Here is a 25969-nt window from a genome sequence, read left to right on the forward strand (position 1 = left end):
AAAAATAATTGAAGATGAAAAAGATAGTTATTGCAATAATTATTGTTGTGGGAGCCATACTCTTGTTTTTCTCCTTTCGCCCGAAAGAGAAAGAAACAGTGAATTACGAAGTGTTCGAGGTTAAGAAAGGGGATATTCGTAACACGATCACGGCGACGGGCACCATAGAACCGATCACGCAGGTTGAGGTCGGAACACAGGTTTCCGGGACGATAGCCCGTATTCTAGTGGATTATAATTCAGAGGTGAAAAAGGGTCAGCTTATCGCTGAACTGGATAAAACCGTGCTGGAATCGGAGTACGAGTCACAGTTGGCAACGCACTATTCCAATCAGAACGAGTACGATTACCAGAAGAAAAATCACGAGCGCGTGGCAGGATTGCACGCCAAGAATTTGGTGAGTGATTCGGATTTCGAAACCTCCGAATACCAGTACGAGAAAGCTCGCCGGGCGTTGGAACGCTCCCGTTCTGATTTATTGAAAGCGAAGACGAACCTGAATTATTGCATGATATACTCGCCGATAGACGGGGTCGTTATTTCCCGAGCCGTGGACGAGGGACAGACCGTGGCGGCAATGTTCAACACGCCGAAATTATTCGTTATCGCGAATGATTTGAGAAAAATGCGGGTGATTGCCGACGTGGACGAGGCTGATATCGGTCAGGTGAAAGAGGGACAGAAGGTGATATTCACGGTAGACGCCTTCCCGGACGAACATTTCGAGGGAGCGGTGACACAAGTACGATTGGAACCGATCGTGACATCGAACGTGGTTACTTACGAGGTGGTGATTGACGCACCGAATCCTGATTTGAAGTTGAAACCGGGTTTGACGGCGAGTATCACGGTGTTGACGCACGAGAAGACGAATGTTTTGATGATTCCCTTGCGTGCCCTACGCTTCCAGCCCGAGAATGAGGATGGGGAGTCTGTTGCCCCCGAAAAGACAAAGGTACAACCGGGTATAAAAGAGATGAAATCCGTTTGGATACAGACCGTCGAGGGATTGAAGAATAAAAACGTGCGTACCGGTATCTCGGATGGGATTTACACGGAAGTATTGGAAGGTGTCCAAGCCGGGGAGAAGGTGATTACCGGGATACATCTGCCCGCTAAAGTGACTGAATCCATAAAGACAAAACCGGGTGGAAATCCCTTGATGCCTAACATGACCGGGGCAAGACCTCATTAAAGTAGATATATCATTTAATTCACGTTATGAATACACAAGTGAAAGATATAATCAGAATAGAGAATCTTTGCCGTGATTTCGTGGTGGGTTCGGAAACGGTACACGCTTTGCGTGATGTTTCTTTTTCTATCCAACCGGGGGAGTTCGTGACCATCATGGGCACGAGCGGTTCGGGAAAGTCAACCTTGTTGAATATGCTGGGTTGTCTGGATATTCCCACGTCGGGGGAGTATTACTTGGACGGGAAGCCCGTGCGGGAGATGGGGAAAAATGACAGGGCTTCTTACAGGAACTTGAAAATAGGATTTATTTTTCAATCCTACAACCTGTTACCCAAGACGACAGCCTTGGAAAACGTGGAGTTGCCCTTGTTGTATAACCCATCTGTATCCAAGCGAGTTAGGCGAGAGAAAGCGTTGAATGCCTTGAAAGCGGTAGGTCTGGAGAACCGGGTGAATCATCGCTCCAACCAGATGTCCGGGGGACAACAGCAGCGGGTGGCAATCGCCCGAGCCATGGTGAACGACCCCGTTATCTTGCTTGCCGACGAGGCGACGGGTAACCTGGATACCCGCACTTCTTACGAGATTTTGGCTTTATTCCAGCGGTTGCACGCCGAGGGGAGAACGATCATCTTCGTGACGCATAACCCTGAAATAGCGGAGTTCAGTAGTCGCAACATATTACTCCGTGACGGTCGGGTAGTCGAGGACAAGAAAAACTCGAGAATCGGTTCCGCCCGGCAAGTGTTGGAGGCGTTACCGAAAGAAATTGATTAATTCACGATTTATGAATTACGATTAATAAAAGTGCTAGTTAGGGAGGATGATAATCATAAATCTGAAATCATAAATCATAAATCTAAAATGAATAAATGAATTACGGTAATTTGATAGTAATAGCCCTTCGGGCATTGAGTAACAATAAATTGCGAGGGTTCCTTACGATGTTGGGAATCATTATCGGAGTCAGCTCGGTGATCTCGATGCTTGCCATCGGCGAGGGTTCGAAGTACACGATAGAGAAACAGATCGAGGAACTTGGGGCTAACATGGTGGTGGTCAATCCCACGAATGCCATGGTAGGAGGAATCCGGCAGAATGGAGTGCTTGTTCAGACCTTGAAATTGGAGGACTACCAGGCCATCGTTTCGGAGGTGCCCTACATGGAGAGTTGTTCCCCTTACGTGTCAAAATCGGGTCAAGCTATTTTCGGTCCGAATAATGCCCCGACCACGGTTTATGGGATTAATGAAGATTACATGGATATCCGTCGGCTGACGGTTGACCGAGGAGAAATGTTCAGTGATCAGGATATGAAAAATGCCGCCAAAGTATGCGTGGTGGGACAGACGATCGTGGATAATCTTTTCAAGAACGGCGAGGATCCTCTCGGTCAGGTCATTCGTTTTGACAAAGTGCCTTTCCGTATCGTGGGAGTTTTGGCTCCTAAAGGCTATAATTCCATGGGACGAGATCAGGATGATATCGTCTTGGCTCCTTTCACGACAATACAGAAAAGATTGTTGGCAATCCCTTACATGCACGGTATTTACGTTTCCGTGATTGACGAGCGATACACGAACAAGATGATACAGGAAATCACGGGAGTATTGCGACAGACGCATCGTATTCCCGCGGGGCAGGAGGATGATTTCACGGTTCGTTCGCTGGAAGAGATGAGTAAGGTACTGACGATGGCGACGAAGGTGTTGACGATACTCTTGGCTTGTATCGGGGGAATCTCCTTGCTTGTCGGTGGCATCGGAATCATGAATATCATGTATGTTTCGGTCACGGAACGTACTCGTGAAATCGGTTTACGAATGTCTATCGGAGCCAAGGGACGGCATATCTTGTTCCAGTTCTTAATAGAGTCCATTATTATCAGCGTGTCTGGCGGGATTATCGGCGTGGGGTTAGGGATCGGTGTTTCTTTGGTTCTCGGTTCTTTGCTGGGATGGCCTGTATCCGTGTTACTGTACTCCGTGGTGATATCGTTTCTTGTCTGCACTTTCACGGGTGTTTTCTTCGGTTGGTATCCCGCCCGTAAAGCCTCCCGGCTGAACCCGATAGATGCCATCCGTTACGAGTGACGGAAATACGCGTGCTTTTCTATAAATCATCTTGAACAACAACACAAGATGGAAGGCTGGCCGGAAACGGGCAGCTTTTTTGAATTATAAGTCGGTACTTTTTTGTTTTTGAAGTGTTATAAAAAAGCAAGGCTCGTGAAAGAGACGCTTGATCAAAGTTATGAATTAAAATCGTATGTATGGAAAATCCAATTGTAAAAGTTGAACATTTGTATCATCGTTACACGACACAGTGGGCGATCGAGGACATCAGTTTCGAGATCGACGGCTCCGGTGTAGTGGGTTTGCTGGGCTCGAACGGGGCGGGGAAGTCGACAACGATGAATATTATTTGCGGTGTGTTGAAACAAACTCAAGGGAAGGTATTTATTAACGGGATTGATACGTTGAAACACCCGGTGGCTGCCCGGAAATATATCGGTTTTTTACCACAAAAACCACCCCTCTATCCCGATTTGACGGTGGACGAGTACCTTCGTTTTTGCGCGGAGATTCACTGGATGGACAGGAAAAAGATCAAGACGGCTATCGGGGAAGCGGAGGAACGTTGCGGGATCACACACATGAAAGACCGCTTGTTGCGTAATCTTTCGGGCGGTTACCAGCAACGCGTGGGTATTGCGCAGGCTATTCTGCACGATCCGAAGTTCGTGGTGCTGGACGAGCCCACGAACGGGTTGGACCCGAACCAGATACTGGAAGTGCGCCAGTTGATCCGGGATATTGCCGAGGAGCGTACCGTGATGCTCTCGACGCATATCTTGTCGGAGGTGCAGGCTACTTGTTCCACGATCAAGATGATTGAACACGGGCGGGTTGTTTTTTCCGGCAGCGTGGATGAATTTGATAGTTATATCGAGCCGAACACGCTTTATGCCACTTTCGATTTGCCCCCTTTACCGGATGAATTGATGGCGATGCCCGGCATCAGACGGGCGGAAAGCGTGGGAAGTCATGGTGTCCGCCTGACATATGACGGGGATCGGGATACGATAAAGCTGATTATCCGGGAGAGTGTGGCACGGGGATGGGAAATGACGGAAATTAAGGTCGAGAAAAGCTCGATGGAAGCCGTGTTCGCTAAATTGTCAGGGAAATAATTTAATATGGAGGAAAAATTATGAGAGCAATATACAGGATAGCCCGTTTGGAGTTGTCAAATCTTTTTTATTCGCCGGTAGCGTGGCTTTTACTCGTGCTTTTCGTGTTTATGACAGGTATGGGATTTGCCGATATGATGGAGATGCTGGCAAGGCGGCAAGAATTGGGAAGCAGGGGATTGTACGCGATATCCCGGGTGATATTTTATACCCCCATGGGGGGATTGTGGTCGAGAGTGAGTCAGTTCCTATATTTATTGATGCCTTTGTTGACGATGGGGTTGATTAGTCAGGAATTTAACAGGGGATCTATCAAGTTGCTTTTTTCAGCCCCGATCACGGGCAGGCATATCGTGCTTGGAAAATACTTGGGCATCATGCTGTACGGTTTGTTGATGATGGCATTCCTGTTGGTTTACGTGCTGATAGCCGGATGCCTCGTGGAGTCGTTCGATTGGTCGGCGGTGTTGACGGGTTTGTTGGGATTGTATTTTTTGTTCGGGCTTTACGCGGCTATCGGGCTTTTCATGTCGACGTTGACTACTTACCCGATCGTGGCGGCAATAGGAATGTTTGCCTTGCTGACCTTGCTGAATCTGGTTTCCGGTATCTGGCAGGAATTTACCTTCGTGCGGGAAATCACGTATTGGTTGTCGCTTGGCGGTAGGGCGAGCACGTTTATCAAGGGATTGATTTGCAGTGAAGATATTTTGTATTTCGTGCTTATGAGCGTGATGTTCCTGTGTTTCGCGATATTGAAATTGCAGTTGCGGCGGGAGAGCTGTTCTTTTGCAGGGAAAGCCGCGCGTTATCTCGGGGTGTTTCTCGCGGCGGTTTTCTTGGGGTATCTGACTTCCCGTCCGACGATGAAGTGGTATCATGATTCGACACACACGAAGAGCAATACTTTAACACAAGCGAGTCAGGATATCGTGGCACAGTTGGACGGCGGATTGAAGATAACGACTTACGTGAATCTGTTCGGGAGCATTCACAGCATAACGACGAAAGGTATCAATAGTGATATAGCCCGTTACGAGCGGTATATCCGTTTCAAACCGGAAACCAAACTCGATTATGTCTTTTATTATTACACGGACACGACGACCGAGGCTTTTAAAAAGAGATACCCGGAAAAGACTTTGTACGGGGCGGCTAAGGATGCGGCTAAATTGCAGGGAACCCGGTTGGGAAAATATCTTTCCCCGGAGGAACTGGCTAGAGAAGAGGCGCTGAGAAATATAGATTTGAGTGACGAGGGGTATCGTTTCGTGGCTTTGATCGAACGGGATAACGGGCAAAAAACTTTTCTACGGGTATATGCCGACATGAATCGTCTTCCGGGTGAAACGGAGATTTCCGCGGCGTTGAAACGAATCGCGATGAAGTTGCCTCAAGTGGGTTTCTTGTCGGATCATGGCGCCCGTTCGATTGTCGGGGATAAGAATCGGGATTATTCTTATATGGTTGCCGAGAAAATGTACCGGAAGTCGTTACTGAATCAAGGGTTTGACGTGACTGACGTGAATTTGAAGCGTAACCCGGGGGTGTTGGATAGTTTGGACGTGCTTGTTGTGGCGGAACCTTTGGAACCTTTCACGAACGAAGAGTTGGAAACTTTGTATCGTTACGTGGAAAGCGGGAGGAATCTGGTGATCGCCGGAAAACCGAAGAGTTATTCCCATTTGACTCCTTTGATGGAGTATTTAGGATTGAGTTTCGAACCGGGTATTCTGGTGCAACAACAGATTGACGAATATCCCCCGCATTTGTTTCTTTGCCGGGCAACGGAGGAGGCTCAAGAGATATCCCGCCTGTGGAAGAGTCTGTACGTGAACACGAACATGGGACGCCGTCCCGCGTCTCTGGTGATGCCGGGAGCCTTGGCTATCGAGCAGAAAGCGGAGAAGGGTTTCCGTGTAATGCCTTTGTTTCAAGGGCGGGATTCTGCCGCTTGGAATGAATTGGAAACGATCGATTTCGTGAATGACACGGCACGCCTGAACCCGAAAGCGGGAGAGCGTGCCGGGGTGAAAACGACGATGGTCGGATTGGAACGGGAGCATGCCGGGAAACAACAACGGATTATCGTGCTCGGTGATGCCGATTGTTTCAGCATGGGCGAACTGTCCACAACCCGCCGGGGGATATCGTCGGCGAACGGGGACTTGATTATGTCGATGTTCGACTGGCTGTCTTACGAGGAATTACCGGTGGATACTACCCGTCCCGATCCTATTGATAATAAGCTGAACTTGGGTATGGATGCCGGGGGAACCTTGCAAATCGTGTTGAAGTGGGTATTGCCGGCATTGCTTCTTTTGCTGGGAATACTGGTGCTGATCCGAAGGAAGGGGAAATAAGATAAAGTTCATTAAACTATAAAGTCCGTAAAGTTTATAATATCGTGATAAACCTTACGGACTTTTTTGCTTTCTCGGGTGTTTTCGTGTCAAAGATTTTGGTGAAAGGGAAACTTTCTCTATTTTTGGAAAAATATTTATTCCAATAATGAGGTATGACGGGCGTGACATAGCAGAAGAGGATTGGGTTAAAGGATTGAAGGACAATTCAAGTGAGGTTTTCGAACAGGTATTTCGGGAGATGAGTCCCAAATTATACAGGTTCGCTTTAGCCTATACCATGAATGCAGATACGGCAGAAGATATCGTGCAGGATACTTTTATGCGCCTGTGGTCAATGGCTGCTTCTCTGCCGGATGAAACCAATATCAGCAGTTATCTTTATTCTTCCGTGAAAAATTCTTGTCTGAATTATTATAAACATCTCCAAGTGGAAGATTCTAACCGGACGAAACTGACGGAAGCATTGATATACGTCGGTACGCTGGAGTACGAGGATAACAGCGCCTTGTTCGAGAAAGTTCAAGAGTGCCTGCAAAAATTACCCGACCAACAACAAAAAGTATTGGAACTAAAGATATTCCGGAACATGAGTTACAAAGAGATCGCTCGTGAACTTGATATCTCGGAAACATCCGTCCATACCCACGTGAAACGAGCTTACAAATTTATCCGGGAATCCTTGCCGTTACTCTATGCGTTTATGATCTTGAAGGGAACGATTTAATTTTAGATTTATGATTTTAGATTTATGATTGGGGACTGCGCGAGACGTGCGTCTATTCTGTGATTTAGCGATTCTTGATTTTTGTGATTTATATTTGCATACAGAAACTCCGCCGAAAAAATGTAATAAATTACAAAAACTCCGCCGAAAAAGTGTATATTTGCACGAAAACTCCGCCGAGTTTATGTATCAAGAAATGAAAGAGAGGGTTGTTATGAGAAGAAAAGCATTGGATTTCCTGCGGGAATGGAAACAAAAGGATTCAAGAAAACCGCTAATAATACGCGGGGCTCGTCAAGTTGGTAAAACTTGGTTAATGAAAGAATTTGCTCGTGTAGAGTATGAAAATTTTGCTTACATTAATTTTGAGAATGATCGACAGGCAAAAAATCTTTTTTTAGATGATTTTGAGATATCTCGTATTTTATTGGGAATTCAAATAACGACAGGTGTAAAGCCGGAACCGGATAAAACATTAATTATTTTCGATGAGATACAAGAGGCAGAAAGAGCTATCACTTCTTTGAAGTATTTTTACGAGAATGCCCCGGAATATCATGTGGTGGCTGCCGGCTCTTTGCTGGGAATCGCGTTACATCAGAATACTTCTTTTCCGGTAGGTAAAGTGGAATTTGTCGATTTGTACCCGTTGAGCTTTATGGAGTTTTTGAGTGCCGCGGGAGAGGATGCTCTAGTCGATCTCCTGCACCAAAAACAATGGCAATTGATTACTGCTTATAAAACAAAATATATAGAATTACTAAAACAATATTACTACGTGGGAGGGATGCCGGAAGTGGTTGCGAGTTTTGTACGTCATACGGATTTGAAGGAAGTGCAGGAGTTACAACGACAAATTCTGGATGCGTATGAGCAGGACTTTTCGAAACATGCTCCAGTTGAAGTCGTTCCCCGGATTCGAATGGTATGGAATTCTATTCCGGCACAATTGTCAAAAGAAAATCGAAAGTTTGTTTATGGATTAATTCGGCAGGGGGCGAGGGCGAAGGAATTTGAATTGGCGATTACTTGGTTGATTGATTGCGGTTTGGTGCATAAAATAAATCGTGTCACTAAGGTCGCGCTGCCATTGAAAGCTTATGAAGATTTCTCCGCGTTCAAATTATTTGTTGTTGATGTCGGTTTACTTGGGGCAATGACCGCGTTGGATGCCAAAACTTTATTGGATGGACATACTGTTTTTGTAGAGTTCAAGGGTGCTTTGACAGAGCAATTTGTATTACAGCAACTATTGTCTGATCCGGATTTGTCTATTTATTATTGGTCTTCTGATAAATCAGATGGAGAAATAGATTTCTTGATTCAATATCAGCACCTCTTGATCCCGGTGGAAGTTAAGGCATCCGAGAATTTACAAGCAAAAAGCCTTCGTTTTTTTGTCCAAAAATATAAACCCGAATTAGCGGTTCGAACTTCAATGTCTGATTACCGGAAAGAAGAATGGTTAGTTAATTTGCCTCTATATGCGGTAAGTGAACTTGTCAAGATTGAATAGAAATATCTATATTTTTACCTTGAATTTGCTATTCATTGAAGATATATCTATACTAAATGATGCTCTGATAGTACCGGATTGCCTGAAGAACGATATACGGATACTTGTCACAGTTTAAAAAAATATATCTAATTAACTTGTTTGTTATCAATCGTGTAAAGTAATTTTCAATTTTCAACTTTCAATTTTCAATTATTTTTTGTCCCCCATTTTTCCCTAACGTTGTCTTAATAATAAAGACAATGAAAAATCATGGAAATAGATAAAATCAGACGGGTAGTTTCGGGTAAGGCTTCCGAGGAAGAGCGGGAAGACGTGAGAGTCTGGATGGAAGGAGCGGAGGAAAGGAAACGGTTTCTGAAGGATGCGGAAGAGTATTACAGGGGTAAGGTGTTAGGAATCGAGGAGGAATCCCGACGGGTTGAGCGAATGTGGCAGCGGATGGCGTTGCCCCGGAAGAAGCAACGGATGATTGCTTGGCGGCGGTGGGTTGCCGTTGCGGCGTGTGTGGCAAGCGTTGTAGGTGCGGTCTTGTGGATGGAAACCATAAAGGAAAAAGAAGCGGGAGAGAAAATATTGCCATTGGAAGTGGCACATTCCAAAGGTGTGAAATTGATTTTGCCGGATGGTAGTACTCACGAGATCACGGGAGAGAAAGCTTTGTCCATGAAGATTCCGGGATTCGAGGTGAATATGGAGAGTGCCACCGTTCAGGAAAAACGGGAGATTGATAACGAACAGGTTGCCCCTGTCGTGGAATATAGTGAGATCGTTGTACCTAGAGGGGCAGAATACTCGTTGATCCTTTCGGATGGAACAACTGTAATATTGAATTCAGAAACCCGTATGCGGTTTCCGAATACTTTCACGGGAACGGAACGAAAGATATTTTTAAGCGGAGAGGCTTATTTTGATGTTGTCCGGGATGAAAACCACCCTTTTCTTGTGGAATTTCAAGGCGGGAATATACGTGTGCTAGGGACTCAATTTAACGTGAAAGCGTATATGGGACAAAATACCTTTGCCACCTTGGTTTCCGGAAAAGTGGAGGTTTCATCAGGCCGAGATTCAGTCTTGTTGCAACCCGGAGAGTTGTGCGAAATTGCGACGGCGGATCGTTCGCTTTCGGTACGGGAGGCGGATCTGATGGCGGTATTGGCTTGGAAAAACGGGGAGTTTGTTTTCAAAAATGCTTTGCTGAACCAAGTTATGGACGAGTTGGCACGTTGGTATGATGCAGAGATCGTCTGTGAGTCTTCCGAGTTGCAAGGAATGAGATTTCATATTTATATGGATCGGACGAAAACTTTGGAAGAAGCACTGCAAGTAATTTCAAAAATGGGGGATATTACCTATGAGATAGCGGGAAAGAAAGTTATTATTAAAAAGCGGTAAAAAACGACGAGAGATGTTGGTCCATCTCTCGCGTACAAAGTCGCTGTATATTTCAACAGTCACATTAATTACACAAATCTATGAAAAAACAACAAAATATCAAGGAAGAAACTTGAAAAAGTTTCGAGGTGAAAATTTGAGAGGATTGCTACAATCTACTTTTACAAGTAAACAAGAGAACGGAATAAACGGCGAAAAGGCAAACGAGATGTTGGTCCATCTCCTTGACAATGTCGCTGTATATAAATGTCACATTAATAACAAAAACTTTATGAGAGAAACTCGACAACAACTTCTTAGAAATTTTCTCGGATTGAGAGAAAAATTGTCCAAGTGGAGCGTCTGTCTGTTGCTTTTGTGCTTCACGGGAAGTATAAATCTTCAAGCACAGACGGATAATGCGATTAAAGTGAATCTGGATGTCCAAAACACATCTTTGATTAAAATTATTGAAAATTTGCGGGTACAGACTCGTTACAATTTCTTGTTCAATTCAAGTGAATTGAGCGGCTATACCGGTATTACAGTAAAATTGCAATCTGTGACTTTGAAGCAAGCGCTTGATTCTTTGCTGATTGGGCGCAAGACCGGATTGATGTATTCGATAGAAGGGAAAACAGTCATTATTAAAAGAGCCGAGCAAGAAAAGGTAAAAGCCTGCCGAATTTCCGGAACTGTTTTGGATAAACAAAAGCAAACGATGCCGGGTGTGACGGTAAAAGTGGATGGAATGGCTTTGGGGACGGCGACGAATAACGAAGGAAAATTTACCCTTGAATTGCCCATGCAAAATGGTATTCTTGTATTCTCTTTCGTGGGATTCGAAACTAAAAAAGTGCCTTTTACAGCCGGGAAAGAATTGACCGTGACACTGGAAGAAGAAGTCTCCGATTTGGATGAGGTTACCGTGATCGCTTATGGAGAACGGAATAAGAGGGAATTGATTAGTTCTATTTCATCCGTGAAAGCGAAAGATCTGGAAGAGATTCCTTCTGCCAGTTTTGCGAATTTACTTCAAGGACACATGGCGGGAGTCGAAATTAATAATGTCGCGGGTTCTCCCGGTGGAGGCGGAACGAAAGTGAATATCCGCGGGTATAATTCTTTGTTGATAGATGGAGTTAATGACGGTTCTCCTCTGTATGTTATTGACGGTATTCCCATGCAGGCTTTTACCTCTCCCGTCACGGGTACTAACACGTTGGCCGAGTTGGATCCTTCGACGATTGAATCCGTGGAAGTATTGAAAGATGCTGCATCTGCAGCGATTTACGGTTCCCGGGCAAGTAATGGGGTGATTCTGATTACGACTAAAAAAGGAAAAACAGGTAAAGCCAAATTCTCGGCAAACGTATCCTATTCGAGTTCCATTCTACCCGAAACTCCGACTCAGATTAGCGGACACGGGGAAAGATTGTGGCATATATTAGTGGCAAGGAATGAGCGCATGGCTTATCAGGATGACAATGGTGCTTATATATTCCCGAATTCTTACGAAGACGTGTTCGAGAAAGAGTATGGTGCTTATGATTTCTTTTGGAATCGTGGTATTCCTATGAGAAATGGAGAAGTGTATCGTCAGTTGCAGGATAGTATAAACCCTTTTTATAATAATTCCACGAATTGGTGGAAATATTGTTTTCGAACCGGTAAAATATTGAATGCTAATATGCAGGCTTCCGGAGGCTCCGAGAATTTCAAGTACTTGGTCGGTTTGGGGTGGTATAACGAGAAAGGGATAATGTTGGGTAGTGATTTTAAGCGAGTGAATTTTATCAGTAACATGAATGCGAATTTGCGGAAGAATCTGACATTGGATTCCCGTGTATATATGGCATATACCGATAGAAGTAAAGGTGCCGGGTATACCGGTTTTGGGGGAGGAACCAAGATTGAAGCCTTGACCGTGGATCCCATGCAGAATTCTACTTTATTACCCGGTAAAGGAAGTAGTGTGGAAACAGAAACGCTGAAGAGGTTGAACGGCAGTGTGGAAAGCAATCTTTCATTTAATATTCGCGGAAGTGTGGCTTTAGCTTATGAAATCGTGAAAGGATTGAATCTGTCGGCAAACGTGGCAATGGATTTTACGCAGACACAAAAAAATGCTTTTGACCCCAGTTACTTGAGTTCTGATAATTTGAGTGTCTCAACAGGGCAAATCGAACAATATATGATGTTCCAGACAGAAGAGTTGTTAAATTATAAATTCGATTTGAAGAAAAATCATCATTTTGATTTGTTATTTGGATTCACTTATTCCCGGTGGGTGAAAAATGAATTTAGCGGTAGTGGAAAGGGAAGCCCGAGTAACGATATACATTACGTGCTGGACGGTTTTCTCACGATAGATGAATCAACCGGATACCCGATTGCTTTACAGGCATATCGGTCTGATTCGGAAAGAAAAATGCTTGTCAGCGGCTTCGGACGTATCGCGTACAATTACAAACAAAAGTATTTGACCGAATTTACACTTCGAAAAGACGGTTCTTCCGTGTTCGGGAAAGATGTTCGTTGGGCGACTTTTCCTTCCGTTGCCGTGGGATGGGCTTACTCGGAGGAAAATTTTCTGAAAGATATATGGTGGATGAGTTATGGAAAACTTCGGGCGTCTTGGGGACGGTCCGGTCAGCAGTTTGACGAGGCTTACCTTGCGTTAGGCACTTTACAAATAGGGGGAAGTTTCATGGGAAATGTTGGTGTTCGTCCGGAGACTCTTTCGAACACTAGATTGAGTTGGGAAGAGACGGATCAATATGATATCGGTTTGGATTTGGATATTTTTGATTATCGTCTGAAATTGAAGATGGATTATTACTACAAGTATACCAAATCTTTGTTGTATAACGTGAAACTTCCCGGTGATGTTTACCTCTTGGATCGTCAGTGGCAGAACGTGATGGAAGTTTCCAATGAAGGACTCGAATTGGAAGCGTTGATCGATATTCTTCGGAACTCGGCAGTGAAATGGAGAGCTAAATTTAATATTTCCCGTAATTGGAATCGTTTTGAGAAGTCGTACACGAACATGGATATGGATGGTTTTGTCATTGGAAGATCGATTTCAGGAATTTACGCTTATAAGGATGAAGGGTTTGTTCAAAATGAAAAAGACATTCCGGTTTATTCCGACCAGATAGGAAATCAGAATCCCTTATATTTTGGAAACCGATTTAATCCCATGCGTGTCGGGATGAGAAAATTGAAAGACATGGATATGAACGGATGCATTGACGGAGATGATATGTATTATGCCGGTTCGGCTTTACCTGTCGCTTATGGTGGTTTTGCCAACGAGATAAAGTGGAAAGGATTTGATTTGAACTTGCTGTTGACTTATTCGTTAGGGCGGAAAATGATAGATATGTACATGAAAACATCGTTGGCTTTTGATAAAAAATTCATGCCTATTCTTACTGACTATCGTGACAAAACTTTCTGGCAAAAACCGGGAGACGAGACCGATTACCCGGCATTGGAGGCATCGTCAAGCGAATACACGGGACAGTATGGCGGGTTGATTGATTCCCGTATTGAACGGGTGAATTATATGCGGGTGAAACAATTAACAATAGGGTATAATCTTCCTCAAAATATTGTAAGTAAAATTCACTTGGATGGTATCCGGGTATTCTTCACGGGTGAAAATCTGTTATTGTGGACAAATTACTCGGGATTGGATCCTGAAATTGTAAATCCGTCCACGGGAATAGATAATGGAGGTAACTACCCGTTAGCGAGAAAATTGACATTAGGTTTAACCGTAAAATTTTGATTATGAGAAAATATATTTACGTGGTATGTTGCTTTCTTTTGACGGCTTGTGACTCTTTGTTGGATGTGGTTCCAGAAAATGCTTCCACGATAGGCAATTATTTTAAAGATGAGAAAGAGCTGGAATCCGTTACGTCGGAGATGCATAGTATTATAAGATCCTATTTTTCGGAGGAAAATGCCCATGTATTCATGGGGGTGTTGGCAGACGAAACATGGTTTGATGAGGTCAGGAATTTGCAATCCTCGGCCTTAGACGAGGGTTCTATGTATGTAGATTGGAAAAATCATTATGATGCTATTTATTTGGCTAACCTTATTTTGGAAAATATCGGGAATATAAAGAATGTCGAGGAAGAGCGAGTGAATTTTCATGTCGGGCAGGCTTATTTCGCGAAAGGATTGCTGTATTTCGACTTGGCACGACGTTGGGGAAAAGCTATTATTACGAAGAATACATCAACCACTTCCGCTTACGCTACCAGTCCAACTCTGGAGGTGATTGACACGGCAATTGCGAATGCCCGGAAGGCATTTGATATTCTTCCTCTTTTCGAGGATATGAAGGACATTTCCGGGAATAAAAGTGTCGTGAAGCAATTCGGTTGTAAAGGTTCTGCTGCGGCATTGTTGGCTCACTTGTACGCATGGAAGGGGAGTGTGATCGATTTATACAAATTCGAGGGAGATTCTAAAAAATGTTATGAAGAGTCTGTAGATTGGGCTACAAAATTAATCACGAAAAAAGTCGGTCAATACGAGCTGGCGAAAACTCCAAGTGAGCTCTGTCAATACCTGTCTGACCCGAATGTTGTCAATCCGGAAAGTATATTCGAGTTGATGCTTGACCCGTATTCGTCTTCTTGGCCGACAAGTAAAGTCCTTTCTCGTTATTACGTGAATTGGCCGGTGAATAAATACGCGCAAGTAGGTGATTTTCCGTACGATTATAATATTAGTTTTTATTTATATAACGAGACCGTGAGGGGGCTGTACCTTAATAAAGATGAAAGAAGGAACGCTTTCTTTTATCATTTCGATGAAGCTTCACAACCGTCTTCGGAAGAATACACGGGATACGCCTATTTATATAAATATCGGAATGGTTTGTATATCAAAGAAAATAATTCTGCCGGAGAAACATTTGTTACGTTTAACGCGAATTATTGCTATTGGAGATTGGCGGATATCTATTTGTTGCGGGCTGAATGTTACGCGAAGTTAGGAGACAGCCGGGCAAAAGACGATTTGAATAAAATTAGGGAAAGGGCGAAAGCCGATGCCTATCCCGCTGCCGGGGATGGTGATTTGCAATATGCTATATTTAAGGAGAGAGAGAAAGAGTTGATAGCGGAAGGACATCGTTATTATGATGTGATTCGGAACGGATATTTCAAGACAGAATTGAGCCCGGCATTTTCCCGGTTATCTGATGATGATGTGCAGGACGGAGCTTTGTTTTTGCCGATCAGTTCAACGGCACAAACGATGAATGACTTGATTCGTCAGAATCGTTATTGGTCTAAATTTTTCTAACATGAATTTATAAAGAAATTAAAATATGAAATGTATTATATCAATTGTCGGTTTGTTTCTGTTGATTTCGTGCAACACGAAATACAATATGATAGAGACGGGCTTGGTCAACGGGAAGTTCGACGGAAATATGTACGAGTACCTGCAATCCAATCATTATGATTGGGATAGCACCCGCTTGATGGTCGAGAGAGCGAATCTGGTGGATTTGTTTGAAGGTAAAAGGGCAGGTTACGAGCAAATTACATTCTTTGGTCCGACAAACCACTCTATCCGTCGGTATATGTTGCAAAAAGGATATTCCAGTGTGGCGGAAATCGAGGTCGATACTTGTTACAAGATGATCATGGAATGTGTTGTCAAAGGGAAACATATGCGTGACGATATTCCTCTCGGTAAGGAAATTGCTCAAGAAAATACGGATGACTCCGGCGATAATTGGGATGACTCCGGTGACGATTGGGAATATCCTGACGGAGATATGGGTGATGGTGGTGACGAGAATACTGAAGATGAAAATCCGGATCAATATAAAGGTACCGGGGGAACTGTTTTCACTGGTGAAATGGGCAATCGTTTCTGGATTTATTCTTTTCAAGATTCTTACAACGAGGTTGCGGGAGTAGGTGCAATTGTACTATTTATTAAAGCTTTGGACAATAGAGGGAAACATATAGACATTGCGTCTACTAATATCGAGCCGACGAATGGTGTTGTCCATTCCTTGCATTATAATTTCACTTTGGGAGATTTTATTTTCACTCAGGAGGAAACAACTCCGGACGATTTTGAATAGTATTATTAACCAATTAAATATAAAAGATGAAATCGATATATAGTGTATTTTTTCTGGTATTTGCGTTATGGAGTTGTCATGACGTGAAGGTCGGGTATTTAAAAGCAGACAATGCGGAATATGATCCAACTTCAATTGTCGTGCGGAAGGAATTAGACCCGGAGGAAGATGAACTCCGGATAATGAACGATGCCAATTGGGTATCTCCTAAAATACAGGGAGTACTGGGGACGAATCCCTTGAATTATGAATTGGTGAACGTGACTGCAACCGAGGGAGGGGATGCGGAAGCATTCAAACAGGAAGTAGTTGTACGTGGAGGTGGTATCATGGAATTGCCTTTACACACGAAAGTCCCCAAGGGGCACTATCTGGTCAGTTTGCGGGTATACAACGAGGACTATTCTGCGGAATTGAAAAATGCATTTACTTTTATTGTTGAATGATAAAAAAGAAATAGAATGAAAAGAAGTATTTTAGTGATGATGGTTTGTCTGATTGCGGTATTTAACGTTGCAGGGCAGGGTATCAATTTTTTCAAGGGAAATTATCAAGAGGCGTTAGCGAAAGCAGCCGAGACGAATAAAATGGTTTTTATTGATTTTTATACCGAGTGGTGCGGTCCTTGTAAAATGATGGCGAAAGAGGTATTCACGGATAAAAGTGTGGGAGAATATTATAACGGTAAATTCATCGCTATCCAGTTGAATGCGGAAGATCCGGCAAACAAGGCGGTAGTGAAACAATTCAAAATCAGTGCTTATCCAACCTTGGCTTACGTCCGTTCCGATGGGAAAGTGGTTTTACAGAAAACGGGTTCCATGTCAATAGAGGAATTTTTGAAGCAAGGTAAGGTTGCGACGGGTGAAGAATTGGGTTTTGAGGATTTGTACGCCCAATACAAGCGTTCTAAAAACGATTTGGATGTTCTTCAGCAACTTTTGAAAGAGGCTCCTGCTTTCGTGTCAGCACAAGAAGGAATCGAGTCTGAAAAGTGGGTGAGCCGCGTCAATAAAATGTATAGCGAATACATAAAGCAGAAGATGGGGGCGGATTTAATCAATAAAACGGACTATAATATCATTCTCACGTATCACGATAACACGAAACAGGACGATCCTTTGATCGAGTTTATCAACAAGAATCTAGCGGCTTACCGTCAGGTGATGGGTGATGCCCCGGCGTATTTCATTATCGAGCATAACGATAACGTGATGAAAAATCTTGCCAAGGCAGGGAAGGAAGAGTATAAAAAGTATCTGGAACGTGTACGGGGTGATTTGAAAGCGGCATACGACGTGATAGCCAAAACCGACGTGTCACCTTACGAGAAATCCAAGAGTTATTATGATGGTATCTATACCTTGTATTATGAGAAAGACGTGAAAAAATACATGGAACAGATGAATGACTATTTTAAAATTTTGGGAGCAAATGCTACCGGGGAGGATTACGGTGGTGCCGCACAAAATATGTATGATGCCATGGGCAGTAAATTACCGAAAGAGGCGCATATGCAAGCCGTGGAATGGATGAAGCAGGCATTACAGGATAAAGACGTGGCTTCCATGGATAAAATAAATTATCTGGTAATGCTTGGTGATTCTTACAAGATGATGGCAGAGTACGGCAGCGCGAAAGAGTGCTATAATCAGGCTCTGTTGGCATCTTACCAGTTGGATATGCAAATGACACAACTCATGATTCAGAATGTTGTTAATCGTAAATTAGGTGAATTGGAATTATTACAAGAAGAATAAAATGAATATGAAATTTTTAATATTGATTGGAATCGTTTTTTCCGTTTTGACAGGATGCCAGACGGAGAATATCAATGTGCAGAAAGAGCAAGAAAACGATAACACGGAGATATGGGAAATACAAATATCAAAACCGGTATTTTCTTCGACAGATCCCCAAAAGTGTAAAGTTGTCAATGACCGGGTTGCCGCGTTGATTGATAGTTTGAAAAATGATTTTAAAGTTCAAGTAAAAGCGTATAATCAAGCGTTTGATACGATTCCTGATGCCGAACCTATGCGGCCTTTGGAAATGTTCGTGGAGGACAGTGTATTTATGGCGAACAGCAATTATATCAGCTTGCGTCTGAAAGTGTATATCTCTTTAGGTGGAGCGAACGGGGAAACGAAGTACTATGCTTTGAATTATGATTTGAAAAACGGTAAATTCTTATCTAAGGGGGATATACTGGATTTGAAACAAGCAAACGAGATCAACCGGGTATTAAAACAGGAATTTAAAAATCCGGATGAATGTTTTTCCGAACAGCCAACGGTAAACACTTGTTCAGCTCTAAATTTTACGGGTAAAAAACTGTGCTTCACTTACGGGAAATACGTGTTGGGAGCAGGTGCTTGTGGGGATGCTATAATTAATGTTGATTGTTCAAAATTGAATAATTGTCTATTGATAAAATAGTGTAGTGTGCTTCAAATACAAATTTCGGAAAACTAAAGTGTTGAGGCTTTTGTTCTGAAATTTTAATAGGCTGGAGGAGAATTTTTGTGGGAACGAAGATTAATTCCAGCCTATTTTTATGTGATGTATTGAACTGATAAAAATGGTGTGTTGGTAATTTACCGATGGAAAAAGAGAGATTTTTTTATTGTCCAAAATTGTATTGAATTGTCCATACTGTCCCTGCAAGGCAAGTCGTTGAAGCAATTGTATGATTGCATCAACAAAATCTGATAATATAAGGGGGGCGGAAAAGCCGAGTACGAGAAGGGGGTAAGATGTTCTCACGTTGTGCAGTCAAAGTTTAGTCGTTTCGAAACGGGGAAAGAATGACAGAACAACGGGGAAAGAACGAGAGAAGGGGCTGGTTAAGATTTTAACGTGAGAGATAATTGGCAGATTTTCAGAAGGAATCAGTAAAAGTTCTTTGACATGTTGGGACATGGAAAATATTGTAATATCTTTGTATGAACAACTTTAAAACGATTTTGAAGATGAAGTACCCGATAGGAATCCAGAGTTTTGACCAAATCATCGAGGACGGTTATGTTTACGTGGACAAGACCGCCTTGGTCTACTCGTTGGTGAAAGAAGGAAAAATCTATTTTTTGAGTCGTCCGCGTCGTTTCGGGAAGAGTCTTTTGGTGTCTACACTGAAGAATTATTTTTTGGGACGGAAGGAACTTTTCAAGGGGCTGGCGATTGACGAATTGGAGAAGGATTGGTTGGTGTATCCGGTGTTTCATATTGATTTTAACGGACGGAATTTTTTGAAAGGGGAAACGTTAGAGAACGTGCTCCAAGGATATGTATCCCGTTGGGAGGAAGAATTCGGTTTAGAAAATGGAGGTTTGGACGTGGGGGATCGTTTTATCCAATTGCTAGAGAAAGCACACGAGTGGACGGGGCATCGAGTCGTGGTGTTGATAGATGAATATGACAAGCCGATTCTTGACGTGTTGGATACAAATATAGAGGTGACCGTGGATGGCAACCGGATGCTGCTGGAGGAATGGAACCGTGGGGTACTGAAAGGTTTTTATTCTGTTTTCAAGGCAGCTGACGAGCATTTGCAATTTGTTTTCCTGACAGGAGTGACGAAATTCTCGCAGGTGAGCGTGTTCAGTGGTTTCAATCAACCGAAAGATATCAGTATGGATGGTCGGTATGAGGCTCTTTGCGGGATTACGCAAGATGAGTTGGATTATTATTTTGCATCACCCATGACGGAGATGGCAGAGGTTTATCATTATGATGCGGAAGGGATGAGGCAGTTGTTGAAACGTCAGTATGACGGTTATCATTTCGGTCCGCGGTTAGTGGATGTTTATAACCCGTTCAGTTTATTGAATGCTTTGGATGCAATGATGATTCAAGATTATTGGTTCCGGAGTGGTACCCCGTCTTATCTTATTCGTCTATTGAATCACACTAGAGAAAATCTGAATGAACTGACGGGGCGTTATTATGAAACTCCTGAATTTGTGGATTACAAGGCAGACGTTGAAAAACCTTTACCGATGATCTACCAGAGTGGTTACTTGACGATCAAAGGATACAATATGCGTCGTAATACGTTTTTGCTCGATTTCCCGAATAACGAGGTGAAAAACGGTTTCTTGACCATGGTGGCTTCAGATTACTTGAAGCCGCGAACAAGCATTAATAATTGGGTACAGGATACGGTGGATACCTTACAGGATGGTGACACGGAAAAATTCCGTCGCTTGTTGACCTCGTTTTTGAGTAGTATTCCTTACACGATGCGGCGTAAGGAAAACGAACGGGAGAAAGAGCGGTATTTTCATTACACGTTCTATTTGTTGATGCGTTTGGTTAGCGTTTACACGGTTTACACGGAGAAGCAGCAGAGCGAGGGACGAGTGGATTGTATCATCGAGACCGATCATTATATTTATATTTTCGAATTCAAGCTAGACGGTACGGCGGACGAGGCATTGCGCCAGATAGAGGAGAAGGGGTACGCGTTGCCTTACTTGGAAGATGAGCGTCGGCTGTATCGTATCGGGGTTAGTTTCTCATCGGAAACGGGAACAGTGTCGGATTGGAAGGTGGTCGAGTAATAGTTCGCGGAAAAAATTGTAATTCATTAGGAGGTGTGTTTTGCCACATCTCCTGATTTTTTTTGTCTTTTTTGGTGAGAGTCTGTTATTGTCACGAATTGTCCATGTTCACCCTGCAAGGCGGACGGGTGAAAGGGTTGTATGTTTGCATCATCAAAGTTTGACGATATGTCAGTAGATTTTGGAGTATAAATTTTTAAATGAAAAATTATGGCAGAAGTAAGTAGTTTATTTAAGATTCGGGGGAAAGTGGGGAACACCGTTTTCTGTACCATGAACGGAAAAACGTTCGCCAAGGCTTTGGCGGTGAATAGAAATGATCCCAATACGCCGAAACAGCAGGCGGTACGTTCGAGGTTCCGGGTGGCAGTGCGTTTTTACCAGAAATTGAAAGAAACTTCGTTGCGGGATGTGCTGGACGTATCGGCAAAAGGGACGAGGATGAATGGTTATTCCTTGTTTATGAAGATGAATCTGGAAGCCTTTAAGGCGAACGGGAAAATCGGGGATTTTTCGTTACTGCAATTCTCGGCAGGGAGACGCCGGGGTGTGTACGAGTTGGAGGCGGAGGTGGACGCTGAAGACCGGGTGACATTGCGATGGGAGGCTGACACGTGGGACGGATTCGGGGATGCCGACGACGGGTTGACTGTCGTGTTGTTGTACGGGAATCGTTCTTTTTCCCCGGTAGTCGTGGAGGGAATCGGGGCCAAGCGTTTGGATGAAAAGGTGACATTCCCGTTGACGAGGAGAAAGGGAACCCGGGTGCATATTTATTGTTTTTTCGGGACTCCCGACAGGAAAGCGTTTTCTAATACACAATACCTGAAGATATGAGCAAGAAAAATGATTTATTGAAGTACTTGAATCTATTGTTTGAGGCAAAGGCGGAATTGACGGGCGATCCTGTAGCTCCGATTCGTTATAACGGTTATGAATGGGAAGGGGGGATGCGTTTGGAACTTTTGGATCTGGAATTGGCGGTTTGTCCGATGATGGCGGAGACTGCAGTCCGGGGACAGCGGAGTTTTATGATCTGGAAGATGTTGAGCGAACGGGTGTTGGAATTGGAAGAGGTGTTCTCACCCCGGAAAGACGGGACATTGCATCGCTACTTGAGGATTACGCGGGGAGATGAGTTGGTGCAGTTCAAACAGCTGGATGCCGATACACGGGAAATGATCAATCGTTTCGTGCTGGTGCAGAGAGAGTCGTACCTGCGTTATGCCCGATGTTTTTGTTCGGAACCTGCGGTGTTGCCTTCCGTGTTTACCTTGTCGTTAGACGATATGGAACTGGGGGAGTTGTTGGCTTGTTTCTATCGTTCGGGTATCGTGCGGTGTCTGACGGGGGATATGACGGAAAAGGAGTTTATTCGTTTTTTCTGCCGGGTATGGAATCTGCCTTTGAACCCGGATTATTACTCGTTGATCAGCAAGTCGCTGGCAAGACCCCACCCGACGGCGTTGATCGAGCGATTGAGGACGTCGCTGGAAGATCATATTGAAAAATTGGATGCGAGGAGATGGTGATAATATTAATCCTATATTTATAATGAACGATGGAAAAGAATGAAAAATTACTGGTGACAGTAGTCGAGTTGCAAGAGGGTATTTCTCTGCGTTTGTGCATGATCGAGTCGAGGTTACGGGAGTTGAAACAATCTCCTTTCGAGCAGATGATGAGTGAGGAGGCTTTATGCAAAAAATTGGAGATTCACCGCCGCACTTTGGAACGGTACGCGGAGAAAGATAAGGTGCGGAAATGTCAGATTTGTGGGAGGAGGTATTATTATCCGTCGGATTTTATTAAAATTCAAGGCTGGAAATGAAGCCTGTAACCGGAATTGTCAGTGCGGTTGGCGAGTTGGTCGATCGCCTGACGCTCCCGGCGAGGGAGAAAAAGCAACTGGAAACGGATCTGTTGCGGGTGTTCATGGAGTGGGAACAACGGGTGATGGAAGCTCGGACTGCCGTGTTGGTGGAAGAAGCTCGTGGCAATTGGTTACAACGCTCGTGGCGACCGTTGGTAATGTTGATATTTGCCTTGATTGTTCTTGTCGGTACTTTCACGAGTCTGCCGATTCTCTCCGATACTTCCCGCTTCTGGGATTTACTGGAAATCGGAATAGGCGGATACGTGGTGGGAAGGAGCGGGGAGAAAATTATGCAGGCTTTCACACGCAAGCGGCGCTAATTCAGTGATTTAATGATTGCCGATTAGGTAATTCCGTGATTGGGGGGCTTTGATTGATTCGTGAGCGTGAAATTGTTGGGGTGAAAAAAATGTTCTTTGATATATTGGTTTGCACGTATAATGAAATAAAGTAGTAAAATAATTGTTCTTTGTTCACTAATTAGTTATCTTTGTGCGTAGAATATTTATCTATGACAGAAAAGAGAAAATATGTCCGCCAAGTAGTGGTTTATGCTGACTACTTCAAAGAGTTCAAGAAGGACTTGTCTAGGGATGCATTGCGTAAAGTTTATCAGGTTTTTATTTATATAATGACTTTAGAGCAGATACCTGAGAGATTTTTTAAAGCTATTACCGGAGTAAAGGGACTTTATGAAATTCGAGTAGAAGAAGGTGGAAATATTTATCGTATTTTCTGTTGTATGGATGAAGGAAATCTAGTGATATTGTTTAACGGGTTTCAGAAGAAAACACAAAAGACTCCCTTGGGGGAGATCGAACGAGCTAAACGGCTTATGCATGAATATTTTGCTAATAAAGAAATGAAAGGAGGAGGAAGAGATGAACAATGAAGAATTGAAAACAATGGGATGTACCCCGATAGAGGATTTGATTACTGAAGATTTCGGTGTACCGGGGACAGCGGAGCGTGATAACTTTGAAAATAGTTGTGAGGCTTTTATCATCGGAGAACAATTGAAAGCCGAACGTTTGAAAGCAGGGATGACGCAAGAACAACTTGCGGCTAAAATCGGAACAAAAAAAAGTTATATCTCCCGTATAGAAAACGGTCATACAGATATTCAGCTTTCTACGTTGTTTAAAATATTTCAAGGATTGGGGCGGAAAATCAGCTTCACTATCATGTAGAAATTAAATCTTTTATTATAAAAGGCGTGTAAACCAATTATCAAGGTTTACACGCCTTTTTTTGCATTTGTATGAGTAAATAACTTTTTATTGTTTTAAACTTTAAATTATTTAGTATGGCATTTTCAATTTTTAATTCTCCATTTTCAATTGTCAACCATCGTTTGATGGGTGACGGGGATGGGGTGGTGCATTTGGTGTGTTCGAAGAATACACGCCCGTTAAAGGAGCCGGATATGATCGTGTTGCATTATACCGCGGGTGTGAGTGGTGAATCTTCCGCGATTTATCTTACCCGGCCGGATGTGGCGGCTTCGGCACATCTGGTAATCGGGCGGGACGGGAAAGTTTTTCAACTTGTGCCGTTCAATATCGAGGCATGGCATGCCGGAAGAAGCTGGTACGCGGGACGTGCCGAATTGAATCATTATTCTATCGGGATCGAGTTGGATAATCTCGGGAAACTCCGGCAGAAAGGGAAAAAGTTGTTTGCCGAATGTGGTCGGGAGGTCCCGGTAGAAGAGGTGTACACGGATGACAAGGGGGACGTGCCGACTTTTTGGCATCGCTACACGCGGGTACAGGTTCAGGTATTGGCACAAGTTTGCCGATTGCTTCAAAAACATTACCCGATCAAGAACGTGGTAGGCCACTCGGATATAACAACAAGAAAACAGGATCCGGGACCGGCGTTGGAAGAGGCGTTTAAGAATTTATGATTTATGATTTATGATTTATGATTTCCGATTTATGATTTTGTAATTACGGAATCGTTTAATCGGCAATCACAGAATAAGTAAATTTTCAATTTTCAACTTTTAATTTTCAATTGTTTTATGGCAGAATTTAATTCTTATTTGTTAGGTAAAGCGAGAAAATCAGTAGGTAACATCACGTTGTGTTACACGAGAAGGAAAAATATCGCGAAAGCGAAAGTTTTTTCAAGGAAAGACAACCCGACACCGGAGATACTGGTACAGCGGGCGAAAATGAAAGCTGTGGTACAGTTATCCCGAAGTCTTCTGCCGATCATTCGGAAAGGCTTCGTGGGTGTGGGGAACGGGACCACATCGAATGCTTTCGTGGCACGGAATATGAAAGCGGTAACCGTGGATGAGAAAAACGTGGGAACAATAGATTTCGATCTTTTGCAGGTTGCCGCGGGGATGCTTAATCCGCCAAAGGTGACCGTGAATTACGATGAGGAAAGTAAGAAGTTCCAGTTTGTGCAAGAGATGCAAGAGGAAGAGGATGGGTACGCGTTTGCCGGAGATCAAGTGTATGGCGTGTTGTACGAGACGGTACGAGAGCGGGCGAGATTAATAACGTTGAGAGTCCGCGGTGAAGGTGGTAGCACGAGTTATGCGCTACCGGATGAGTGGGACAACACTAAGGTTAAAGCGTATTGCTTCGCCACGCTGGATAATGGGAAGATGGCATCGGACAGCTTATTGATTTCTTGATTTGCCATTTTTGATTTTAGATTTCAGTCGCACGGGGCTTTGCGTCGGGGCGGCTGGCTTCTATTATTTTCAATTTTCAACTTTCAATCGTATGAATTATTTTATAATAGGAATGTTCTCGACATTGAGTTTTAATTCGGTGTTGTCGCAGATGGCAGATCATTTGATTAACCTATTTACACATAGTGTAATAGGTGTGTGATATTGACGAAGAATATAGTAGGGAGGTAGCAGGTGGAATATTGAAGGTCGGAATTAAAGTATAAATTATTTTATTTTTATGTGGTTTTTAATAAAGAAATCTATACCTTTGCTTTGTCAATTCGAGAAATAATAAAGAAGTGTATAGCACAAATGAAGGAATAAGCCTCCGGAAG

Annotated in this window: 23 protein-coding genes; all 23 read left to right on the forward strand. The window is 43.4% G+C overall.

Features of this window, described 5'->3' with window-relative positions; all coding sequences use genetic code 11:
- Positions 1 to 8: 8 nt before the first annotated feature.
- Entirely contained in the window at positions 9 to 1196 is a 1188-nt protein-coding gene (locus tag H8S64_RS13075; RefSeq protein WP_436231466.1) for an efflux RND transporter periplasmic adaptor subunit, read from the forward strand.
- A 38-nt stretch (positions 1197 to 1234) separates the two neighbouring features.
- Entirely contained in the window at positions 1235 to 1975 is a 741-nt protein-coding gene (locus tag H8S64_RS13080) for an ABC transporter ATP-binding protein (protein ID WP_186976658.1), read from the forward strand.
- Positions 1976 to 2070: 95 nt separating this feature from the next.
- A complete protein-coding gene (locus H8S64_RS13085; RefSeq protein ID WP_186976486.1) occupies positions 2071 to 3291 on the forward strand; it encodes an ABC transporter permease in 1221 nt (406 codons plus the stop codon).
- Between the two features lie 179 nt (positions 3292 to 3470).
- Positions 3471 to 4391: an ABC transporter ATP-binding protein gene (locus H8S64_RS13090; RefSeq protein WP_186976488.1), complete on the forward strand. Its 921-nt coding sequence runs from the start codon at positions 3471 to 3473 to the stop codon at positions 4389 to 4391.
- A gap of 20 nt (positions 4392 to 4411) precedes the next feature.
- Entirely contained in the window at positions 4412 to 6754 is a 2343-nt protein-coding gene (locus H8S64_RS13095; RefSeq protein ID WP_186976490.1) for a Gldg family protein, read from the forward strand.
- Between the two features lie 148 nt (positions 6755 to 6902).
- Positions 6903 to 7481, forward strand: coding sequence for an RNA polymerase sigma-70 factor (locus tag H8S64_RS13100; RefSeq protein WP_099293357.1), 579 nt, complete (start codon positions 6903 to 6905; stop codon positions 7479 to 7481).
- A gap of 214 nt (positions 7482 to 7695) precedes the next feature.
- Positions 7696 to 8997: an ATP-binding protein gene (locus H8S64_RS13105; RefSeq protein WP_186976492.1), complete on the forward strand. Its 1302-nt coding sequence runs from the start codon at positions 7696 to 7698 to the stop codon at positions 8995 to 8997.
- 252 nt (positions 8998 to 9249) lie between these two features.
- Complete coding sequence (locus tag H8S64_RS13110; protein WP_186976494.1) at positions 9250 to 10392, forward strand: FecR family protein; 1143 nt, start codon at positions 9250 to 9252, stop codon at positions 10390 to 10392.
- Positions 10393 to 10663: 271 nt separating this feature from the next.
- Positions 10664 to 14170: a SusC/RagA family TonB-linked outer membrane protein gene (locus H8S64_RS13115; protein ID WP_186976496.1), complete on the forward strand. Its 3507-nt coding sequence runs from the start codon at positions 10664 to 10666 to the stop codon at positions 14168 to 14170.
- A 2-nt stretch (positions 14171 to 14172) separates the two neighbouring features.
- Positions 14173 to 15705 carry a RagB/SusD family nutrient uptake outer membrane protein gene (locus H8S64_RS13120; RefSeq protein WP_186976498.1) on the forward strand — a complete coding sequence of 511 codons (1533 nt, stop codon included), beginning with the start codon at positions 14173 to 14175 and terminating at the stop codon, positions 15703 to 15705.
- Positions 15706 to 15730: 25 nt separating this feature from the next.
- Positions 15731 to 16501, forward strand: coding sequence for a hypothetical protein (locus H8S64_RS13125; RefSeq protein WP_099293351.1), 771 nt, complete (start codon positions 15731 to 15733; stop codon positions 16499 to 16501).
- Between the two features lie 26 nt (positions 16502 to 16527).
- Positions 16528 to 16947, forward strand: a complete 420-nt coding sequence (locus H8S64_RS13130; protein WP_099293349.1) for a hypothetical protein — start codon at positions 16528 to 16530, stop codon at positions 16945 to 16947.
- A 15-nt stretch (positions 16948 to 16962) separates the two neighbouring features.
- The gene (locus tag H8S64_RS13135) at positions 16963 to 18261 is read left to right on the forward strand and encodes a thioredoxin family protein (protein ID WP_186976500.1); all 1299 of its coding nucleotides are present in this window, start codon (positions 16963 to 16965) and stop codon (positions 18259 to 18261) included.
- A gap of 7 nt (positions 18262 to 18268) precedes the next feature.
- On the forward strand, positions 18269 to 18940 hold the full coding sequence (locus H8S64_RS13140) for a PdaC/SigV domain-containing protein (protein WP_176555117.1): 672 nt from the start codon (positions 18269 to 18271) through the stop codon (positions 18938 to 18940).
- A 533-nt stretch (positions 18941 to 19473) separates the two neighbouring features.
- Positions 19474 to 21063: an ATP-binding protein gene (locus tag H8S64_RS13145; RefSeq protein WP_186976660.1), complete on the forward strand. Its 1590-nt coding sequence runs from the start codon at positions 19474 to 19476 to the stop codon at positions 21061 to 21063.
- A gap of 210 nt (positions 21064 to 21273) precedes the next feature.
- Complete coding sequence (locus H8S64_RS13150; RefSeq protein ID WP_186976502.1) at positions 21274 to 21900, forward strand: DUF6266 family protein; 627 nt, start codon at positions 21274 to 21276, stop codon at positions 21898 to 21900.
- Positions 21897 to 22595 carry a hypothetical protein gene (locus H8S64_RS13155; protein ID WP_186976504.1) on the forward strand — a complete coding sequence of 233 codons (699 nt, stop codon included), beginning with the start codon at positions 21897 to 21899 and terminating at the stop codon, positions 22593 to 22595. Before H8S64_RS13150 ends, H8S64_RS13155 begins: the two co-directional genes overlap by 4 nt.
- A 29-nt stretch (positions 22596 to 22624) precedes the next feature.
- Positions 22625 to 22894: a hypothetical protein gene (locus H8S64_RS13160; protein WP_186976506.1), complete on the forward strand. Its 270-nt coding sequence runs from the start codon at positions 22625 to 22627 to the stop codon at positions 22892 to 22894.
- Complete coding sequence (locus H8S64_RS13165; RefSeq protein WP_099293337.1) at positions 22891 to 23259, forward strand: 3TM-type holin; 369 nt, start codon at positions 22891 to 22893, stop codon at positions 23257 to 23259. Before H8S64_RS13160 ends, H8S64_RS13165 begins: the two co-directional genes overlap by 4 nt.
- Positions 23260 to 23450: 191 nt before the next feature.
- Positions 23451 to 23831: a type II toxin-antitoxin system RelE/ParE family toxin gene (locus H8S64_RS13170; RefSeq protein ID WP_186976508.1), complete on the forward strand. Its 381-nt coding sequence runs from the start codon at positions 23451 to 23453 to the stop codon at positions 23829 to 23831.
- A complete protein-coding gene (locus H8S64_RS13175; RefSeq protein ID WP_186976510.1) occupies positions 23821 to 24129 on the forward strand; it encodes a helix-turn-helix domain-containing protein in 309 nt (102 codons plus the stop codon). The genes H8S64_RS13170 and H8S64_RS13175 overlap by 11 nt, the downstream gene beginning before the upstream one ends.
- A 116-nt stretch (positions 24130 to 24245) precedes the next feature.
- Positions 24246 to 24848, forward strand: coding sequence for an N-acetylmuramoyl-L-alanine amidase (locus H8S64_RS13180; RefSeq protein WP_186976512.1), 603 nt, complete (start codon positions 24246 to 24248; stop codon positions 24846 to 24848).
- Positions 24849 to 24965: 117 nt separating this feature from the next.
- Positions 24966 to 25592, forward strand: a complete 627-nt coding sequence (locus H8S64_RS13185) for a DUF6266 family protein (protein ID WP_186976514.1) — start codon at positions 24966 to 24968, stop codon at positions 25590 to 25592.
- The last annotated feature ends 377 nt before the right edge of the window (positions 25593 to 25969 follow it).

The sequence above is a fragment of the Butyricimonas hominis genome (genome assembly GCF_014287455.1).
In the GTDB taxonomy this organism is placed as follows: domain Bacteria; phylum Bacteroidota; class Bacteroidia; order Bacteroidales; family Marinifilaceae; genus Butyricimonas; species Butyricimonas muris.